Below are 16,357 nucleotides of genomic sequence, written 5' to 3'. Positions count from 1 at the left end.
GCGTGGCGACGACTGCTTCAGCTTCGATTCCAGCATCCCGGCTGCACGGGCATCACGACCGTCCGAGCATGGTCGCGGTGGGGACGATCATCTGGCTCTCCAGTGAGCTGATGTTCTTCGCTGCCCTCTTCGCGTCGTACTTCACGATCCGGGCGGTGAGCACGGACCTCTGGGCGCAGAACACCGCCTTCCTCGACGTGCCCTTCGCGGCCGTCAACACCACGATCCTCGTGCTGTCGTCGCTGACCTGCCAGCTGGGCGTCTTCGCCGCCGAGCGGGGCCAGGTCGGTCGCACCGGCTCGGTGCTGCGCATCAAGGGCTGGGGCCTGCGCGAGTGGTTCATCCTGACCTACCTGATGGGGGCCATCTTCATCGCCGGCCAGGCCGTCGAGTACGCCACGCTCATCCAGGAGGGGATCACCATCCCCGACTCGGCCTACGGCACGATGTTCTACCTCACGACCGGCTTCCACGGGATCCACGTGACCGGCGGGCTCATCGCCTTCCTCTTCGTTCTCGGGCGCACCTACATCGCGCGCAAGTTCACCCACGAGCAGGCGGTCAGCGCGATCGTCGTCTCCTACTACTGGCACTTCGTCGACGTCGTGTGGATCGGGCTGTTCGCCACGATCTACCTCATCCAGTGACTCGCAAGGACTCATTGTGCGCCTCCTGAACCGAACCGCCGGACGCATCTCCCGGCACCGCCGCGGCCGCCTCGCCGGTGTGGTGATGCTGATGGTCGGCCTCGTGCTGACCGGCGGTCTCTACACCGTCTTCGCCCCGGCGCAGGCCGACTCCGCCGAGTCCGACGCCGCGCTGGTGGCCGAGGGCCGCGAGCTGTTCCTCGTCAGCTGCTCCTTCTGCCACGGCAAGAACGGCGAGGGCGTCCTCACCGAGGGCGGCACGCAGTACGGCCCGTCCCTGGCGGGCGTCGGCGCCGCGTCGGCCGACTTCCAGCTCGGCACCGGCCGCATGCCGCTGGCCCGCCCCGGCCAGCAGGTCGCGGTCAAGACGCCGGTCTTCAACGACGACGAGATCGAGGCGCTGTCGGCGTACGTCGCCTCGCTGGGCCCCGGCCCCGCGGTGCCCGACGAGTCCGACTACAGCGTCGAGGGCCTCACCGCGGAGGAGCGCCAGGAGGCGGTCACCCGCGGCAGCCAGATCTTCCTGACCAACTGCACCGCCTGCCACAACTTCAGCGGCAACGGCGGCGCCATGCCGCGCGGTGGCGCGGCGCCCAGCATCCTGGGCACCACCCCCGAGCACATCTACGAGGCCATGCTCACCGGCCCCGGCAACATGGACGTGTTCTCCAACGGCAACCTCTCGCCGGAGGAGAAGCGCGACGTGATCGCCTACGTCAGCCAGCTGCGTGAGCAGCCCGAGTACGGCGGCTTCGGCCTCGGCGGCCTCGGCCCCGTGAGCGAGGGCATGTTCGCCTGGCTCGTGGGCATCGGCTCCCTGGTCGGCTTCGCGGTCTGGATCGCGGCCCACACCACCCGCTCGACCAAGCAGCCCTCGAAGGGAGCCGACGCGTGAGCATCGACCACGGCCGGGACGTGACCCGCGCGGCCGACTCGGAGAAGAACCTGCCGGCGATCCCGGACCCGGGTCTTCCCGAGCACACCTGGCGTCCCACCGACGTCGACGAGCGTCTCGCCAAGCGCGCGGAGCGCCAGGTCGCGACGCTGTTCGGCCTCTCCTCGGTCTGCGTGCTGCTCTTCCTCGTCTCCTACTTCACCCTCGACGTCGGCGACAACCACACGACGTTCGCCGGCTTCGGCGCCTCCACGATCGCACTGGGCTCCACGCTCGGTGGCGCGCTGCTGTTCATCGGCATCGGCATCATCCAGTGGGCCCGCAAGCTCATGGGCGACCACGAGATCTCGGAGATGCGTCACCCCGCCCGCTCCTCCGACGAGGACCGCGAGGAGACGCTCAAGGCCCTCGCCCTCGGTGCCGAGGAGTCCGGCATCGGCCGGCGCCCGCTCGTGCGCAACTCGCTGCTCGGCGCGGTCGGCCTGCTCGGCCTCCCGGCCATCGTGATGCTGCGCGACCTGGGCCCGCTGCCCGGCAACAAGCTCTACAGCACGGTCTGGGAGAAGGGCATGCGTGTCGTCCGCGACGTCGTGGGCACCCCGATCAACCAGGCCGACCTGGAGATCGGCGACCTGGTCAACGCCGAGCCCGAGATCGTGTTCGCGGTCGACGAGGACGGCGAGCACGTCCTGCACGGCGTGGAGCTGCAGGTGGCCAAGTCCAAGGCCGCCGTCATCCTGCTCCGCATGGACCCCTCGGACATCACGCCCGGCAAGGGCCGTGAGAACTGGTCCGTCGACGGCATCGTCTGCTACTCGAAGATCTGCACGCACGTCGGGTGCCCCATCTCGCTCAACGAGCGCAAGACCCACCACCTGCTGTGCCCCTGCCACCAGTCCACGTTCGACCTGGCCGACTCGGGGAAGGTCGTGTTCGGTCCTGCGGCACGGGCCCTTCCCCAGCTGCCGCTGATGGTCGACGAAGAGGGCTTCCTCGTCGCCCAGAGCGACTTCACCGAACCCGTGGGACCAAGCTTTTGGGAGCGTGGCTGATGAGCGTCGATACCAGCAAGGTCGCCGACACCAACGCCGGGACCGCCGCCACGCCGAAGAAGCCGGGCAAGGCGGGCGTCGTCGCCAACTGGGCCGACGAGCGCCTGGGGCTCGGCACCCTGATGAAGAAGAACCTGCGGAAGGTCTTCCCCGACCACTGGTCGTTCATGCTCGGCGAGATCGCGCTGTGGAGCTTCGTCGTCCTGCTCCTGAGCGGTGTCTTCCTCACGCTGTGGTACACGCCGAGCATGGGTGAGGTCGAGTACCAGGGGTCTTACAACCCCCTGCGCGGGGTGGAGATGTCCGAGGCCATGGCCTCGACGCTCAGACTCTCCTTCGACGTCCGTGGCGGTCTGCTCATGCGGCAGATGCACCACTGGGCGGCGATGCTGTTCATCGCCTCGATGATGATCCACCTGCTCCGCGTCTACTTCACGGGCGCGTTCCGCAAGCCGCGTGAGCTCAACTGGGTCATCGGCAGCCTGCTGCTGCTGCTCGGCACGCTCGAGGGCTTCACCGGCTACTCGCTCCCCGACGACCTGCTCTCCGGCACCGGCATCCGCGCCGCCGACGGCTTCATGAAGTCGATGCCCGTCGTCGGTACCTACATGTCGTTCTTCCTGTTCGGCGGCGAGTTCCCGGGCGAGTCGATCATCCCCCGCCTCTACACCGTCCACGTGCTGCTGATCCCGGGCATCCTGCTGGCGCTGATCGCGGCCCACATGCTGCTGCTCGTCTACCACAAGCACACGCAGTGGCCCGGCCCCGGACGCACCGAGGAGAATGTCGTCGGGTTCCCGATGCTCCCCGTCTACGCGGCCAAGGCCGGCGGCTTCTTCTTCATCGTCTTCGGCGTGAGCGCCCTCATGGGTGGTCTGCTGACGATCAACCCGGTGTGGAAGTTCGGGCCCTACGACCCCACGAAGGTGACGGCGGGCTCGCAACCTGACTGGTACATGGGCTGGCCCGACGGCGCGCTGCGGATCATGCCGGGATGGGAGTCCCACTTCTGGGGCGTCACCCTGTCCTGGAACGTCTTCCTGCCGATCATCGTGCTGCCCGGACTGATGTTCACGATCCTGATGATGCTGCCGTTCCTGGAGTCCTGGATCACCGGCGACAAGCGGGACCACCACCTGCTGCAGCGTCCCCGCAACGCTCCGACCCGGACCGCGGTCATGGTCGCGCTGATGACGTTCTACGGCCTCATGTGGGCTGCGGGCGGCAACGACATCATCGCCATCAAGCTGCACCTGAGCATCAACCAGATCACGTACTTCATGCGTGCTGCGGTGTTCATCGGGCCGGTGATCGCGTTCATCATCACGCGCCGTTGGTGCATCTCGCTCCAGCGCCACGACGAGCAGAAGCTCCTCCACGGCTACGAGACGGGCATCATCATGCGCTCGGCCGAGGGCGGCTACTCCGAGCGGCACCTGCCGGTCAACGAGACCGAGGCCTACACCCTCACCGCGCGTGAGCGCGAGGAGGTCTGGACCCCGGGCGACGAGACCGACGCGAACGGCGTGCCGGCCAAGCGTGGTCGCTTCGACGGCCTGCGCGCCAAGCTGTCGACGCTGATGTACGCCGACAACGTGCAGCCGGTGACCAAGGAGGAGCTCGAGGCCGCCCACCACCACGCGGACCACGAGCACGAGCTCCAGGCCTCCCTCGACGGCCAGCCCGCCGACGGACACCAGTTCGACGGTCACCACGCGGTCGACGGCGAGAACCTTCGCGGCGACCACTGACCCACCGCACCACCGCTGACCCGCCCGAGCCTCTCGGGCGGGTCAGTGTCATTTCGGCCCCTCCCCCAGCGTCGGTGGTCGAGCAGTGAGGAGCGCCAGCGACGAGCGCCCGTCGAGACCCCGTGACCCGACCGCCCAGGGGCGACCCACGGTGGTTGAGGTGCGAGCGAAGCGAGCCTCGAAACCACGCCTCCGGTGGTCGAGCAGTGAGGAGCGCCAGCGACGAGCGCCCGTCGAGACCCGGTGACCCGACCGCCCAGCGGCGACCCACGGTGGTTGAGGTGCGAGCGAAGCGAGCCTCGAAACCACGCCGCCGCACCCGACCGGTGGTCGAGCAGCGAGGAGCGCCAGCGACGAGCGCCCGTCGAGACCCCTGCACCTCTGGCTGTCTCCTCGGGGCCGGACTGGGGTGCCGCGCGCGTAGCCGGTCGCGTCTCCGCGTCAAGGAGCTTCGCCCGCTTCGCGGCGGCCCGCGGTCGTCCTTGACCCGGAGCCTCTCTCGACCGGCTTGACGGCGCACGGGGCGACACGGGCTCCGCCCGCGCCGCCCGCGCAAAGCGCGGCACCCCTCCTCATGAGGCTGGTGTGACTGGTGGTGCGACGACCGACACTCAGCGTCGGCAGTTCGTCACCACACCAGGCTGACCGAGCGTCGAGAGCTCGGCGTCAGGCTCGAACTGCCGACATAGGTGACCGATAGGCAGGGCCCGCGCTGTTGCGGGCGGCGCGGCGAAGCCGCCGCCGCCCGTGCGCCGCCACAGCAGCCCGGGAGAGGCTCGGAGTCAAGGACGGCGAAGCCGCCGCGAAGCGGGCGAAGCTCCTTGACGCCGAGACCCGGGCTGCTAGCGCGCGGGCCAACACCAGCCCCGCACAGGCGGGTGGTTTCGAGGCTCGCTGCGCTCGCACCTCAACCACCGAACGTCGGCGTTCGGCTCACGGGGTCTCGACGGGCGCTCGTCGCTGGCGCTCCTCACTGCTCGACCACCGGTAAGTGGTTTCGAGGCTCGCTGGCGCGCGCACCTCAACCACCGAAAGCCATGGTCAGCGGAGGGCGGAGCCTTGGGCGTAGTCCTTGAAGGAGGCGTTCCAGTCGCCGTAGCCGTTGTCGAGGGTCATGGGGCGGTCGGTGCCGGTGTACTCGACGACGTCGCCGCGGCGGGAGAGGTCGTAGAGCCAGCCGGCGTCGGCGGTGCTCATGCCGGTGCAGCCGTGGGAGACGTTGGCGTGACCCTGGGAGCCGGTCGACCAGGGGGCGGCGTGGATGAACTCGCCGGAGTAGGTGACGCGCATGGCCCACTGGACGTCGTCGATGTCGTAGGCCTCGGCGCTGCCGGCCGCGATGCCGACCGTCTCGGAGTTCATCCGCTTGCGGTCGAACTTCTCCAGGATCACCTTCGTGCCGGAGCGGGTGGTGAAGCCGGGCTTGCCCGTCGTGATGGGCAGGGTGCGCAGCAGCTTGCCGTTGGAGTAGACCTTCATCTGGTGGGTCTTGGCGTTGACCTTGTAGACGTGGGCGTCGCCGACCTCGAAGTCGACCACGCGGTCCTCCTGCCCGTAGATGCCGTTGCCGGCGGCGACGCCGTTGACGTCGACCGCCACGGAGACCTTCGTGCCGGCCTGCCAGTACATCGCGGGGCGCCAGTGCGCCTCGGTGGCGCTCAGCCAGTGCCAGGTGCCGCGCTGGGCGGGCTTCGAGGTCACCGTCATGTGCCGCTCGAACTCCGCCTGGTCGGTCACGGGCACGTCGAAGGAGACGACGACCGGCATCCCGACGCCGACGGTCTCCCCCGCCAGCGGCGACACCGACGGGTAGGTCTGCTGCTCGAGCGAGAGCGGGGACGTCTCGAAGCGCGACGTACGCCGGACGGGCTTGCCGTCGGCGCCCTCCGCAAGGGCCTTGACCGTGTAGGTCTCCCCCGGCTCCAGGCGGTCGGAGGCGGTCCAGCGGGCGCCGTCGTCGGCGATCGCCCCGTCGACGGCACCGGAGGCCGACGAGAGAGTGACGGACGTCAGACGGGCGTCCTTCGCGGTGACCTGCACGACCCTGTCGACACCCACCGTGGCACCGCGCTTGACGTTGGTGGCCACGCGGCCCGCGGGCTTCTGCCCCGCTGCGTCCGCGCCGCCAGAGCCGCCCGAGGCCCCCGAGGAGCTCGACGACCCGTCGTCGGGATCACCCGAGAGCGCCGACCCGGCGTCGCAGGCGGCGAGGGTGAGGCTGGCGAGGAGCAGCGCGGAGGCGCCGACCAGGCGGCGGCTGGACATGGTGGAACTCCCGGAGATGTTGCTGGACGCGACAGGGGCCGACCGTGCGGTCGACCGCAGCCAGGATACGCGGCGAGGCCGAGAATCCTGGATCACCGGGGCGTGCGCGCGCCCCGACGGTCAGTGGGCGTGCTCGCCGCGGTAGTACTCGAAGACCAGGCCGCTGAGCGCGATCGCACCCAGGACGCTGCCGATGATGACCAGCCACCAGGCACCGGCGGCCACCCCGGCCACCATCACGCCGAGCGTGAGGGCACACCACAGGGGCCACCAGCTGTAGGGCGGGAAGAAGCCGAGCTCGCCGGCACCGTCCGCGATCTCGGCGTCCTTGCGGTCCTCGGGACGCGGGTCCATCTTCCGGGCGTGGAAGCCGAGGTAGAGGGCGACCATGAGCGTCAGCAGCGCCGTCATCGTCAGCGCGGACGTGCCGGTCCAGTCCGGGCCCTTGTCGGACCCGTCCGTGATGAACCAGTAGGCCGGCGTCACCAGCACCAGGAAGACGGTGCAGATGGCGAAGATCCAGGTCTCGGACTTCATCGAGCGTCATCCTCCGGGCGCTGGCGCTGGCTCTGGTCGGTGTCGCCGTCCAGGTTCTCCTCGATGAGCTGCTCGCGACCCTCCATGTCGGGGGCGTCGGCGAAGTCGCCGTCGCGGGCCGAGGCGTTCTCGTCCAGCTCGATCGCGGCGATCTCGGGGTGGTGCAGGTCGAACGCCGGCGACTCCGAGCGGATCCGCGGGATCGTCACGAAGTTGTGGCGCGGCGGGGGCGAGCTCGTGGCCCACTCCAGCGACCGGCCCCAGCCCCACGGGTCGTCCACGCCCACCAGCGGCGAACGCCGGGAGATGTAGACGTTGTAGAGGAAGGGCAGCGTGGAGGCGCCCAGGAGGAACGCTCCGACCGTGGACACCTGGTTGAGCACGGTGAACCCGTCGCCCGGCAGGTAGTCGGCGTAGCGCCGCGGCATGCCCTCGACGCCCAGCCAGTGCTGCACGAGGAACGTCAGGTGGAAGCCCACGAAGAGCAGCCAGAAGTGGACCTTGCCCAGGCGCTCGTCGAGCATCCGGCCGGTCATCTTCGGCCACCAGAAGTAGAAGCCCGCGAACATCGCGAACACCACCGTGCCGAACACGACGTAGTGGAAGTGCGCCACCACGAAGTAGGAGTCGGACACGTGGAAGTCGAGCGGCGGCGAGGCCAGGATGATGCCGGTCAGGCCACCGAAGAGGAACGTCGTCAGGAAGCCGATCGACCAGAGCATGGGCGTGTCGAACGAGATGGACCCGCCCCACATCGTCCCGATCCAGTTGAAGAACTTCACTCCGGTCGGGACCGCGATGAGGAACGTCATGCCGGAGAAGAAGGCCAGGTTGACCGACCCCGTCACGAACATGTGGTGGGCCCACACGGCGACGGACAGGATCGCGATGCCGAGGGTGGCGCCGACCAGGCCGACGTAGCCGAAGATCGGCTTGCGGCTGAAGACCGGGAGGATCTCGGTCACGATGCCGAAGAACGGCAGCGCGATGATGTAGACCTCGGGGTGCCCGAAGAACCAGAACAGGTGCTGCCACAGGATCGCGCCGCCGTGGGCGGTGTCGAAGACGTGGGCGCCGAGCATCCGGTCGGCCTCGAGCGAGAGCAGCGCGCCGGCCAGCACGGGGAACGCGATCAGGACCAGCAGACTGGTGATCAGCGTGTTCCACACGAACAGCGGCATCCGGAACATCGTCATGCCGGGCGCGCGCATGCAGATGATCGTGGTGATGAAGTTGACCGCACCCAGGATCGTGCCGAGACCGGCCATCCACAGACCCATGATCCACAGGTCACCGCCGACGCCGGGCGAGCGGATCGCGTCGGAGAGCGGGGTGTAGGCGAACCAGCCGAAGTCGGCCGCGCCCTGGGGCGTCAGGAAGCCGGACGCGGCGATCAGGCCGCCGAAGAGGAACAGCCAGTAGCTGAACATGTTGAGCCGCGGGAACGCCACGTCGGGCGAGCCGATCTGGATCGGCATGATCACGTTGGCGAACCCGAAGAACAGCGGCGTCGCGAACAGCAGCAGCATGATCGTGCCGTGCATCGTGAAGAGCTGGTTGTAGAGCTCCTCGTTGACGACCTGCTGGCCGGGGTAGGCGAGCTCGGAGCGGATCAGCATGGCCATGAGGCCGCCGACCATGAACCAGGCGAACGACGTGATCAGGTAGAGCTTGCCGATCAGCTTGTGATCGGTCGTGGTCATGATCGTGACCAGCTGCTGACCCAGGGGCTTGCGCCCGGCGCTCAGGTCGGTCGGCTCTGTCGGTCGCGCCGCGGTGGTGGTCACTCGGCCCCCTTCTCGGACTCGTCGGACTCCAGGCCGGCGGGAGTGTCGGCGTAGGAGCCGCCGATGACGGGCTCCTCGCTGACGTTCTCGGGGTTCTCGGCGAGGCCCTCGAGGTAGTCGTCGTACTCGGCGCGCGTCACGACCTCGACGTTGAACAGCATGCGCGAGTGGTAGGTGCCGCAGAGCTCGAAGCACTTGCCGGCGTACTCGCCGGTGCGCGTCGGGGTCACCTGGTAGTGGTTCATCTGGCCGGGGACGACGTCCATCTTCATCAGGAAGCCGGGCACGCCGAAGTCGTGGATGACGTCGGGGGTGACCAGGTTGAAGCGCGTCGTCTCGCCGACCGGGAGGTAGAGGGTCGGGATGGTGTTGCCGTCACCCTGGACGTAGACGTTCTCGTCGTCGTAGGGGTGGTTGAAGGTCCAGCTCCACTGCTGCCCCACGACGGTGATCGTGTTGTCGGGCGGGGAGTCGTCGAGGACCTCGTTCTGCACACGGACGGTGTGCGAGAAGAAGACGATCACCATGATGACCGGGAAGATCGTGTAGAAGATCTCCAGCGGCAGGTTGTAGCGCGTCTGGATCGGGATCTCGTCGTCGCTGCGCCGGCGGAAGTGCCAGGAGGCGTAGAAGATCAGGCCCCACACGACGACGCCGGTGATGAGCGCAGCGATCCACGCGCCCTGCCACAGGGCGAGAATGGACTCACCCTGCTCGGTGCCCGGGTCGGGCATGGCGAGGCGCTCCCACTCACCTGAGTCGGAGCCGCACCCGGTGAGGGCGAGCAGGCCGAGGCCAAGCAGGGCGAGGAGCGTCAGCCGGCGACCGAGAACGCCGGATCCTGCCTTGCGCTCGGGGAGTTGCAGACCCACGAACGAGCCTTCCTCTCAGACGGTCACGAACACTCGGAAGACTATCCGAATCGTGCCTCCGATGACGGACCGGGTCGCCGGTAGCCTCCGACTGTGACCAATCCCGCGGACGCCGCCACCGGACCCGGCGGCGGGTACCTCGACTCGGCGTCCGCCGAGCCCCTCCACCCGGCGGCTCGCGACACCCTCCTCGCCGCGCTTGACCAGGGCTACGCCGACCCGCGGCGGCTGCACCGCCCGGGGCGCAACGCGCGCCTCCTGCTCGACAACGCGCGCGCCGTCTTGGCCGACGCGCTGGGGGTGCGCCCCGACGAGGTCACGTTCACCTCCTCGGGCACCGAGGCCGTGCATCGCGGCCTGCTCGGCCTGCACCGTGCCAGGGCTCGCGTCTCGGACCGGATCGTGCACAGTGCGGTCGAGCACTCGGCGGTGCTGCACGCCGCCGCGTGGGCGCCCGGCGAGACGGTCTCCGCGCCCGTGGACGCCCTGGGGCGGGTCCTCGTCGACGAGCTGGTCGCGGCGTCCGAGGGCGCCGCGGTCGTCGCCCTGCAGGCCGCCAACCACGAGGTCGGGACCCTCCAGCCGGTCGGCGACGTCGCCGAGCGGCTCCCCGGCGTCCCGCTGTTCGTGGACGCCTGTGCGGCCGCCGGCCGGGTGGGGCTGCCGACGGGATGGTCGGCCGCCGCCGCGTCGGCCCACAAGTGGGGAGGCCCGGCAGGCGTCGGCGTCCTGCTCGTGCGCAAGGGCGCGCGCTGGACCAGCCCCTTCCCGCGCGACGACCGCGTCGACGACCGGGCGAGCGGCTTCGAGAACGTCCCGGCCGCCCTGGCCGCAGCTGCCGCGCTGCAGGCCGTCGTGGCCGAGCGCGACGAGACCGCCGCACGCCAGGCCGCCCTGGTCGACCGGGTGCGCGCGGCGGTGCTCGAGATCCCCGACACCGACGTGGTGGGCGACCCCGTCGACCGGCTCCCCCACCTCGTGACCTTCTCGTTCCTCTACGTCGATGGCGAGGCGCTCGTGCACGCCCTGGGGCGCCACGGCTTCGGCGTCGCGAGCGGCTCGGCCTGCACGGCCTCGACGCTGGAGCCCAGCCACGTCCTGGCGGCCATGGGCGCCCTCACGCACGGCAACGTGCGGCTCTCCCTCGCCCGCGACACCAGCCCCGAGGAGGTCGAGCGGTTCCTGGCCGTGCTGCCCGGCGCGGTGGCCGAGATCCGCGCGGACGTCGGGCTGTGACCCCCGCCGTCGAGCTCGACTGCCGCGAGCTGCCGTGCCCCCGACCGATCATCGAGCTGGGCCGTCACCTCGCCGACGTGGGCGTGGGCGAGCTGCTCGCGGTGGTCGCCCACGACCCCGCCGCACGTCACGACGTACCGGCGTGGTGCCGCATGCGCGGCCAGGAGTACGTCGGCGAGGACACCGCCGACGACGGCGCGCCCCGCTTCGTGGTGCGCCGGCTGTCCTAGCCGTCAGAGGTGCGCGGCCACGTCGGCCGCGGCCTCCGGGCCGTAGGAGTCCTCGACCCGGGCGACGAACTGGGCGTGGGAGAACGTGTACTCCTGCGTGCCGACCGTCTCGACGACGTACGCCGCCAGCACGCAGCCGACCTGCGCGGCCCGCTCCAGGCCGAGCTCCCAGCTGAGGCCGGCCAGGAAGCCGGCCCGGAAGGCGTCGCCGACGCCGGTCGGCTCCACGGCCGTGACGTCCTTGGCGGCGGGCACCTCGATGACGGGCTCGCCGGCGCGGGTGATGCGGGCGCCCTGCGCGCCGAGCGTGACCACCTGGGTGCCGACCCGGGACAGGATCTCCTCGGCCGACCAGCCGGTCTTCTGCTCGATCATGTGCGACTCGTACTCGTTGGAGAAGAGGATCGCGGCGCCGTCGATGAGGTCGCGGATCAGCTCGCCGTCGGAGAAGGCCAGCTGCTGGGAGCAGTCGGAGATGAACGGGTAGGCGCGCTGCCGGCACTCGTGCGTGTGGCGGCGCATCGCCTCGGGGTCGTCGGCGCCGATCAGGACGTAGTCGGGCTCGCCGACCCGCTGCACGATGGGCTGCAGCTCGATCTGGCGGGCTTCGCTCATCGCCCCGGGGTAGAACGACGCGAACTGCGCCATCGTCGAGTCGGTGGTGCAGACGAAGCGCGCGGTGTGCTTGGTCGTGGAGATGTGCACCGAGTGGCAGTCGACGTGGTGGCGCTCGAGCCAGGAGCGGTAGTCGGCGAAGTCCTCGCCGGCCGCCCCGACCAGGACGGGCCGCAGCCCGAGGCGCCCGAGACCGAAGCACATGTTGGGCGCCACTCCCCCGCGCCGGATCTCGAGGTCGTTGACGAGGAACGACACGGAGATGTTGTGCAGCTGCTCGACGACGAGCGAGTCCTCGAACCTCCCCCCGAAGGTCATCAGGTGGTCGGAGGCGATGGAGCCGGCGATGAGGAGCGAGCCAGAGGACATGACACGGAACACTACCGACGGGTACTGCTGGGGCTACGCGGGAGTAGCCAATAGCGTCGAGGCATGACGCCGTACGAGGAGCTCACCAGCCCCCAGCAGATGCGCGCCGACTGCGAGGCGGCGGGCCGCAACCTGCGCCTCGAGTCGCGGCTCGAGCGCGTCGCCCGCGACGCCTCGCGGCCCGCGCCGAGCATCCTGTTCGCCGACTTCCCCCGCGAGGTCCCCAAGCGCGAGATCCGGATCTCCGACGCGGCGACCCGCCTCGCCAATGCGCTGCAGCTCCATCTCGACTGATCCCCCCAACCCTCGACAGGCCGACCCCTCCTCTCCCTCAGGCCTGTTGAGACCGAACAGCCCCCCGCCGGTGACCGGCGGGGGGCTGTTGCTTGGTGCGTCAGGCTGCTGCTGCCGAGGGATCGGCGGCTGCGATCAGTGGAACGAGTCTCCACACGCGCACGAGCCCGTGGCGTTGGGGTTGTCGATCGTGAAGCCCTGCTTCTCGATGCTGTCGACGAAGTCGATCATCGCGCCGTTGAGGTAGGGGACGCTCATCCGGTCGACCACGACGCTGACGCTGTCGAAGTCGGTGACGACGTCACCGTCGAGGCTGCGCTCGTCGAAGAACAGCTGGTAGCGCAGGCCGCTGCAACCGCCGGGCTGCACCGAGATGCGCAGCTGGAGGTCGTCACGACCCTCCTGCGCGAGAAGGCTCTGCACCTTCGCAGCGGCGACCGGGCTCAGGTTGATCTGGTCGGTGCGGCGCTCTGTGGTGGTCTCGACCTGCTCGGTCATGTGGTGACTCCCAGTCCGTGTGCGGGTTTCTTACCGGTTCCAATCGTCGCACACGCCCGGTTATTCCTCTGTTCGAGGAGACCAGGTGCGCGCGACGCGCTCCGCGAGCGCGGCCAGGGAGCCGGCCGGGTCGGCGAAGGCACGCTCATCGCCCACCAGGTCGACCAGCGAGTACGCCGACTCGACGCCGAGCGCGCGCATCTCGCGGGAGCCGACGAGCACCTGGCCGGCCAGCGCCACGCACGGGCGCAGCGCCTGCTGCGCCACCTCGGCCACGCCGTAGGGCACCTTGCCGGAGCGGCTGGAGAAGTCGAAGGCGCCCTCCCCGGTCAGGACCAGGTCGGCGGTCCGTGCCCGGTCGGCGAGACCGACGGCCGCGGCCACCAGCGCGATGCCGGGCTCGCGGACGGCCCCGAGGCACAGCAGCGCGAAGCCGAGCCCGCCCGCCGCACCGGCGCCCTTGTCCAGCGCCGTACGACGGTCGGTGGCGACCGCGAGGGCCTCCAGCCAGCCGTCCACCGTCAGGAGCCGGTCCTCGGCGATGCCGCGTTGCGCCCCGAACGCCTTGGTCGCCCCGAAGAGCCCGGCCAGGGGGATGTCCACGTCGGTGGCGGCCACCAGCCTCAGGCCGGCCACGCGCTCGCGCGCGGGGCCGAGGTCGACCTCCGTGAGGCCGGCGAGAGCGGCGGGACCGCCGTCGAGCACCCCGTTGGAGGTGGCGCCCAGCGCCGCGAGCAGGCCGGCTCCCCCGTCGTTGGTGCCGCTGCCGCCCAGGCCCACGACCACCGTCGTGGCGCCGGTCCCGGCGGCGGCCAGCAGCAGCTCGCCGACGCCGACGGTGCTGGCGCGCTCGACGTCCTGCCCCGCCACGAGCGGCTGCCCGCAGGCCTGGGCGGTCTCGACGTAGGCGGTGTCCCCGACCACCAGGACGGTCGCGGGCGTCGGCGCGCCGAACGGGCCGCTGACCGTGACCGCGAGCAGCTCCCCGCCGAGGCTCGCGTGCAGCACGTCGACGAAGCCCGGGCCCCCGTCCGACATCGGAGCGAGATCCAGCTCGTCGGCGGGCGCCCGCCGGGCCCAGCCCTCGGCGATGGCACGCGCCGCCTCCACCGCCGTCAACGTGCCGGCGAACTTGTCGGGCGCCACCAGAACTCGCATGCGGCCCATCCTGACCGAGACCTAGGCTCGTCACGTGACCGAGGTGACGATCCGCCCGATGCGGCCCGAGGACGTCGCGGACGCCGAGCGCCTCAGCGCCGAGAGCTTCCTCGACCTCGACCGGAGGATGCAGCGCCGCGACGCGCCCGATCCCGAGCTGCGCCCGCCCGCGCGGCGCGAGGCGTGGCTGCTCCGCACCCGGCACCTCCTGGAGACCGACCCCGGCGGCTGCTGGGTGGCCGACGACGACAGCGGCCTGATCGGCATGGCGACGTCGTTCGTCCGCGACAAGACCTGGTGCCTGGCGACGTACGCCGTGCGGCCGGGGCTGCAGTCGCGCGGGATCGGCCGCCAGCTGCTGGAGGCGGCCCTGCACCACGGGCGGGGCTGCCTGCGCGGGATGCTGTCGGCGGGCAGCGACCCGAGGTCGGCGCGGCGCTACCGGCTGGCCGGCTTCACGCTGCACCCGCAGATGCACCTCACCGGCACCGTCGACCGCTCGGCGATCCCGGTCGTCGAACGGGTGCGTGAGGGCTCGGCCTCCGACACCGACCTGATGGACTCGATCGACCGCCAGGTGCGCGACGCGGCGCACGGCCCCGACCACCCGCTGATGCAGCGGCTCTGGCGCCCCCTCGTGTCCGACTCGACCACGGGCTCCGGCTACGCCTACGTCGACGGCAGCGGGGCCGTCCAGCTGCTCGCGGCGACCACGCGCGCGACCGCCACGCGGCTGCTCTGGGCGGCGGTCGCGGACGGTCCGGCGGAGCAGACGATCGCCCACGTCACGGCCGCCAACGAGTGGGCGATCGACGTGGGGATGGCCGCGCGCCTCGAGCTGCACTCCGAGGGCTACCTCGGACTGCGGGGAATGAGCCCGCCGTCGCCGTACGTTCACTCCGGTGCCCTGCTCTAGCGGACCTCCCAGCGAACTAGGATCGGTGCCATGACGACCGTCGACCTGCCCCTCCTGCCGCTCGGCCGCGGGGTCGACCTCTCCTCCGAGCGGGGCGTCGAGTGCCCGGGCGACCTGCCCGAGACCTCCGACCCCTCGCTCGTCGCCCGAGCCCGGGCCGCGAAGGAGGCGCTGGGCGAGCGCGTGTTCGTGCTCGGCCACCACTACCAGCGCGACGAGGTCATCCAGTTCGCCGACGTCACCGGCGACTCGTTCAAGCTGGCCCGCGACGCGGCCGGGCGCCCCGAGGCCGAGTACATCGTCTTCTGCGGCGTCCACTTCATGGCCGAGTCGGCCGACATCCTCACCGGCCCGCACCAGCGCGTGGTGCTGCCCGACCTCTCCGCCGGGTGCTCCATGGCCGACATGGCCGTGCTCTCCCAGGTCGAGGACGCCTGGGACGCGCTCGCCGAGGCCGGCGTCCAGGACGCCGTCGTCCCGGTGACCTACATGAACTCCAGCGCCGACATCAAGGCGTTCTGCGGCCGCAACGGCGGCATCGTGTGCACCTCCTCCAACGCCGAGACCGCGCTGGAGTGGGCCTTCGACCAGAAGCAGCCCCTCGAGGCCGGCGGCCCCGGGCGCAAGGTGCTCTTCTTCCCCGACCAGCACCTCGGTCGCAACACCGCCGTGCTGAAGATGGGCCTCACCCTCGACGACTGCGTCGTGTGGGACCCGCAGAAGCCCAACGGCGGCCTGACGCAGCAGCAGCTGGTCGACGCGACGATGATCCTGTGGAAGGGCCACTGCTCGGTGCACGGCCGCTTCTCCCCCGAGGTCATCGACACCCTGCGCGCCACCGTGCCGGACATCCAGATCCTGGTGCACCCCGAGTGCACGCACGAGGTCGTGCTCAAGGCCGACCTGGTGGGGTCGACGGAGTTCATCATCAAGACGATCGAGGCGGCGCCTGCCGGCTCCACCTGGGCGATCGGCACCGAGCTGAACCTCGTGAAGCGGCTCGCGCAGGACCACCCGGACAAGAACATCGTCTTTCTCGAGAAGAACGTCTGCTACTGCTCCACGATGAACCGGATCGACCTCCCGCACCTGGTGTGGGCGCTGGAGTCGCTGGTCAACGGGATCGTGGTCAACCAGATCGACGTCGACGACGACACCGAGCGCGACGCGCTCGTCGCGCTGCAGCGGATGCTCGACCTGCCCGGCAAGTCCCACAAGGACTGACCCGGGCCCCC

16 protein-coding genes are annotated in these 16,357 nt (G+C 70.4%); 9 read left to right on the top strand and 7 right to left on the bottom strand.

What is annotated here, in order from left to right; all coding sequences use genetic code 11:
* Positions 1–2 precede the first annotated feature (2 nt).
* The 4 genes from ctaE to qcrB are packed head-to-tail and all read left to right on the top strand — an operon-like array spanning position 3 to position 4,345.
* Positions 3–647 (top strand): aa3-type cytochrome oxidase subunit III, encoded by a 645-nt coding sequence (gene ctaE, locus IRQ30_RS16065; protein ID WP_193609339.1) that lies wholly within the window; start codon positions 3–5, stop codon positions 645–647.
* A gap of 16 nt (positions 648–663) precedes the next feature.
* The gene (gene qcrC / locus IRQ30_RS16060; protein WP_338087917.1) at positions 664–1,542 is read left to right on the top strand and encodes a cytochrome bc1 complex diheme cytochrome c subunit; all 879 of its coding nucleotides are present in this window, start codon (positions 664–666) and stop codon (positions 1,540–1,542) included.
* Positions 1,543–1,544: 2 nt separating this feature from the next.
* Positions 1,545–2,594: a cytochrome bc1 complex Rieske iron-sulfur subunit gene (qcrA, locus tag IRQ30_RS16055; RefSeq protein WP_338089751.1), complete on the top strand. Its 1,050-nt coding sequence runs from the start codon at positions 1,545–1,547 to the stop codon at positions 2,592–2,594.
* Complete coding sequence (qcrB, locus tag IRQ30_RS16050; protein WP_193614002.1) at positions 2,594–4,345, top strand: cytochrome bc1 complex cytochrome b subunit; 1,752 nt, start codon at positions 2,594–2,596, stop codon at positions 4,343–4,345. The genes qcrA and qcrB overlap by 1 nt, the downstream gene beginning before the upstream one ends.
* 1,041 nt (positions 4,346–5,386) lie before the next feature.
* On the opposite strand, the gene IRQ30_RS16045 is transcribed toward qcrB, so the two are convergent.
* The 4 genes from IRQ30_RS16045 to ctaC all read right to left on the bottom strand — a co-directional run bounded on the left by IRQ30_RS16045 (position 5,387) and on the right by ctaC (position 9,806).
* Complete coding sequence (locus IRQ30_RS16045) at positions 5,387–6,610, bottom strand: L,D-transpeptidase (protein WP_193614001.1); 1,224 nt, start codon at positions 6,608–6,610, stop codon at positions 5,387–5,389.
* 120 nt (positions 6,611–6,730) lie between these two features.
* Complete coding sequence (locus IRQ30_RS16040; RefSeq protein ID WP_193614000.1) at positions 6,731–7,147, bottom strand: cytochrome c oxidase subunit 4; 417 nt, start codon at positions 7,145–7,147, stop codon at positions 6,731–6,733.
* Positions 7,144–8,934, bottom strand: a complete 1,791-nt coding sequence (gene ctaD / locus IRQ30_RS16035) for an aa3-type cytochrome oxidase subunit I (protein WP_193613999.1) — start codon at positions 8,932–8,934, stop codon at positions 7,144–7,146. Before ctaD ends, IRQ30_RS16040 begins: the two co-directional genes overlap by 4 nt.
* Positions 8,931–9,806 carry an aa3-type cytochrome oxidase subunit II gene (ctaC, locus tag IRQ30_RS16030; protein ID WP_193609344.1) on the bottom strand — a complete coding sequence of 292 codons (876 nt, stop codon included), beginning with the start codon at positions 9,804–9,806 and terminating at the stop codon, positions 8,931–8,933. The genes ctaD and ctaC overlap by 4 nt, the downstream gene beginning before the upstream one ends.
* Positions 9,807–9,899: 93 nt before the next feature.
* Between ctaC and IRQ30_RS16025 the strand changes: the two genes are divergently transcribed.
* Positions 9,900–11,042 carry an aminotransferase class V-fold PLP-dependent enzyme gene (locus IRQ30_RS16025; RefSeq protein WP_193613998.1) on the top strand — a complete coding sequence of 381 codons (1,143 nt, stop codon included), beginning with the start codon at positions 9,900–9,902 and terminating at the stop codon, positions 11,040–11,042.
* Positions 11,039–11,272 carry a sulfurtransferase TusA family protein gene (locus IRQ30_RS24265; RefSeq protein ID WP_193613997.1) on the top strand — a complete coding sequence of 78 codons (234 nt, stop codon included), beginning with the start codon at positions 11,039–11,041 and terminating at the stop codon, positions 11,270–11,272. Before IRQ30_RS16025 ends, IRQ30_RS24265 begins: the two co-directional genes overlap by 4 nt.
* Positions 11,273–11,275: 3 nt before the next feature.
* On the opposite strand, the gene IRQ30_RS16015 is transcribed toward IRQ30_RS24265, so the two are convergent.
* A complete protein-coding gene (locus IRQ30_RS16015) occupies positions 11,276–12,256 on the bottom strand; it encodes a carbohydrate kinase family protein (RefSeq protein WP_193613996.1) in 981 nt (326 codons plus the stop codon).
* A gap of 63 nt (positions 12,257–12,319) precedes the next feature.
* Here IRQ30_RS16015 and IRQ30_RS16010 point away from each other — a divergent pair, with 63 nt between their 5' ends.
* Positions 12,320–12,550, top strand: a complete 231-nt coding sequence (locus IRQ30_RS16010; RefSeq protein ID WP_193609348.1) for a hypothetical protein — start codon at positions 12,320–12,322, stop codon at positions 12,548–12,550.
* Positions 12,551–12,685: 135 nt separating this feature from the next.
* Here IRQ30_RS16010 and erpA read toward each other — a convergent pair whose 3' ends face one another.
* Together erpA and IRQ30_RS16000 are read right to left on the bottom strand one after the other, a co-directional pair.
* Entirely contained in the window at positions 12,686–13,048 is a 363-nt protein-coding gene (gene erpA, locus IRQ30_RS16005) for an iron-sulfur cluster insertion protein ErpA (RefSeq protein WP_134738713.1), read from the bottom strand.
* 60 nt (positions 13,049–13,108) lie between these two features.
* A complete protein-coding gene (locus tag IRQ30_RS16000; protein ID WP_193613995.1) occupies positions 13,109–14,206 on the bottom strand; it encodes a glycerate kinase family protein in 1,098 nt (365 codons plus the stop codon).
* Positions 14,207–14,240: 34 nt separating this feature from the next.
* Here IRQ30_RS16000 and IRQ30_RS15995 point away from each other — a divergent pair, with 34 nt between their 5' ends.
* Both IRQ30_RS15995 and nadA read left to right on the top strand, forming a co-directional pair.
* A complete protein-coding gene (locus IRQ30_RS15995) occupies positions 14,241–15,122 on the top strand; it encodes a GNAT family N-acetyltransferase (RefSeq protein ID WP_338089746.1) in 882 nt (293 codons plus the stop codon).
* Positions 15,123–15,152: 30 nt separating this feature from the next.
* Positions 15,153–16,346, top strand: a complete 1,194-nt coding sequence (gene nadA, locus IRQ30_RS15990) for a quinolinate synthase NadA (RefSeq protein WP_193613994.1) — start codon at positions 15,153–15,155, stop codon at positions 16,344–16,346.
* Positions 16,347–16,357: the final 11 nt, after the last annotated feature.

This window comes from Nocardioides lijunqiniae (genome assembly GCF_015024225.1).
In the GTDB taxonomy this organism is placed as follows: Bacteria; Actinomycetota; Actinomycetes; order Propionibacteriales; family Nocardioidaceae; genus Nocardioides; species Nocardioides lijunqiniae.
Note: the sequence above shows the minus strand (reverse complement) of the source record. Positions and strands in the feature narration are given on the sequence as shown.

What these genes read in the sequence shown, in the direction of transcription:
- IRQ30_RS16015 (WP_193613996.1), bottom strand. Translation starts at nt 12,256, where the DNA reads ATGTCCTCTGGCTCGCTCCTCATCGCCGGCTCCATCGCCTCCGACCAC.
- erpA (WP_134738713.1), bottom strand. Translation starts at nt 13,048, where the DNA reads ATGACCGAGCAGGTCGAGACCACCACAGAGCGCCGCACCGACCAGATC.
- qcrB (WP_193614002.1), top strand. Translation starts at nt 2,594, where the DNA reads ATGAGCGTCGATACCAGCAAGGTCGCCGACACCAACGCCGGGACCGCC.
- IRQ30_RS16000 (WP_193613995.1), bottom strand. Translation starts at nt 14,206, where the DNA reads ATGCGAGTTCTGGTGGCGCCCGACAAGTTCGCCGGCACGTTGACGGCG.
- IRQ30_RS16040 (WP_193614000.1), bottom strand. Translation starts at nt 7,147, where the DNA reads ATGAAGTCCGAGACCTGGATCTTCGCCATCTGCACCGTCTTCCTGGTG.
- nadA (WP_193613994.1), top strand. Translation starts at nt 15,153, where the DNA reads ATGACGACCGTCGACCTGCCCCTCCTGCCGCTCGGCCGCGGGGTCGAC.
- IRQ30_RS16010 (WP_193609348.1), top strand. Translation starts at nt 12,320, where the DNA reads ATGACGCCGTACGAGGAGCTCACCAGCCCCCAGCAGATGCGCGCCGAC.
- IRQ30_RS16045 (WP_193614001.1), bottom strand. Translation starts at nt 6,610, where the DNA reads ATGTCCAGCCGCCGCCTGGTCGGCGCCTCCGCGCTGCTCCTCGCCAGC.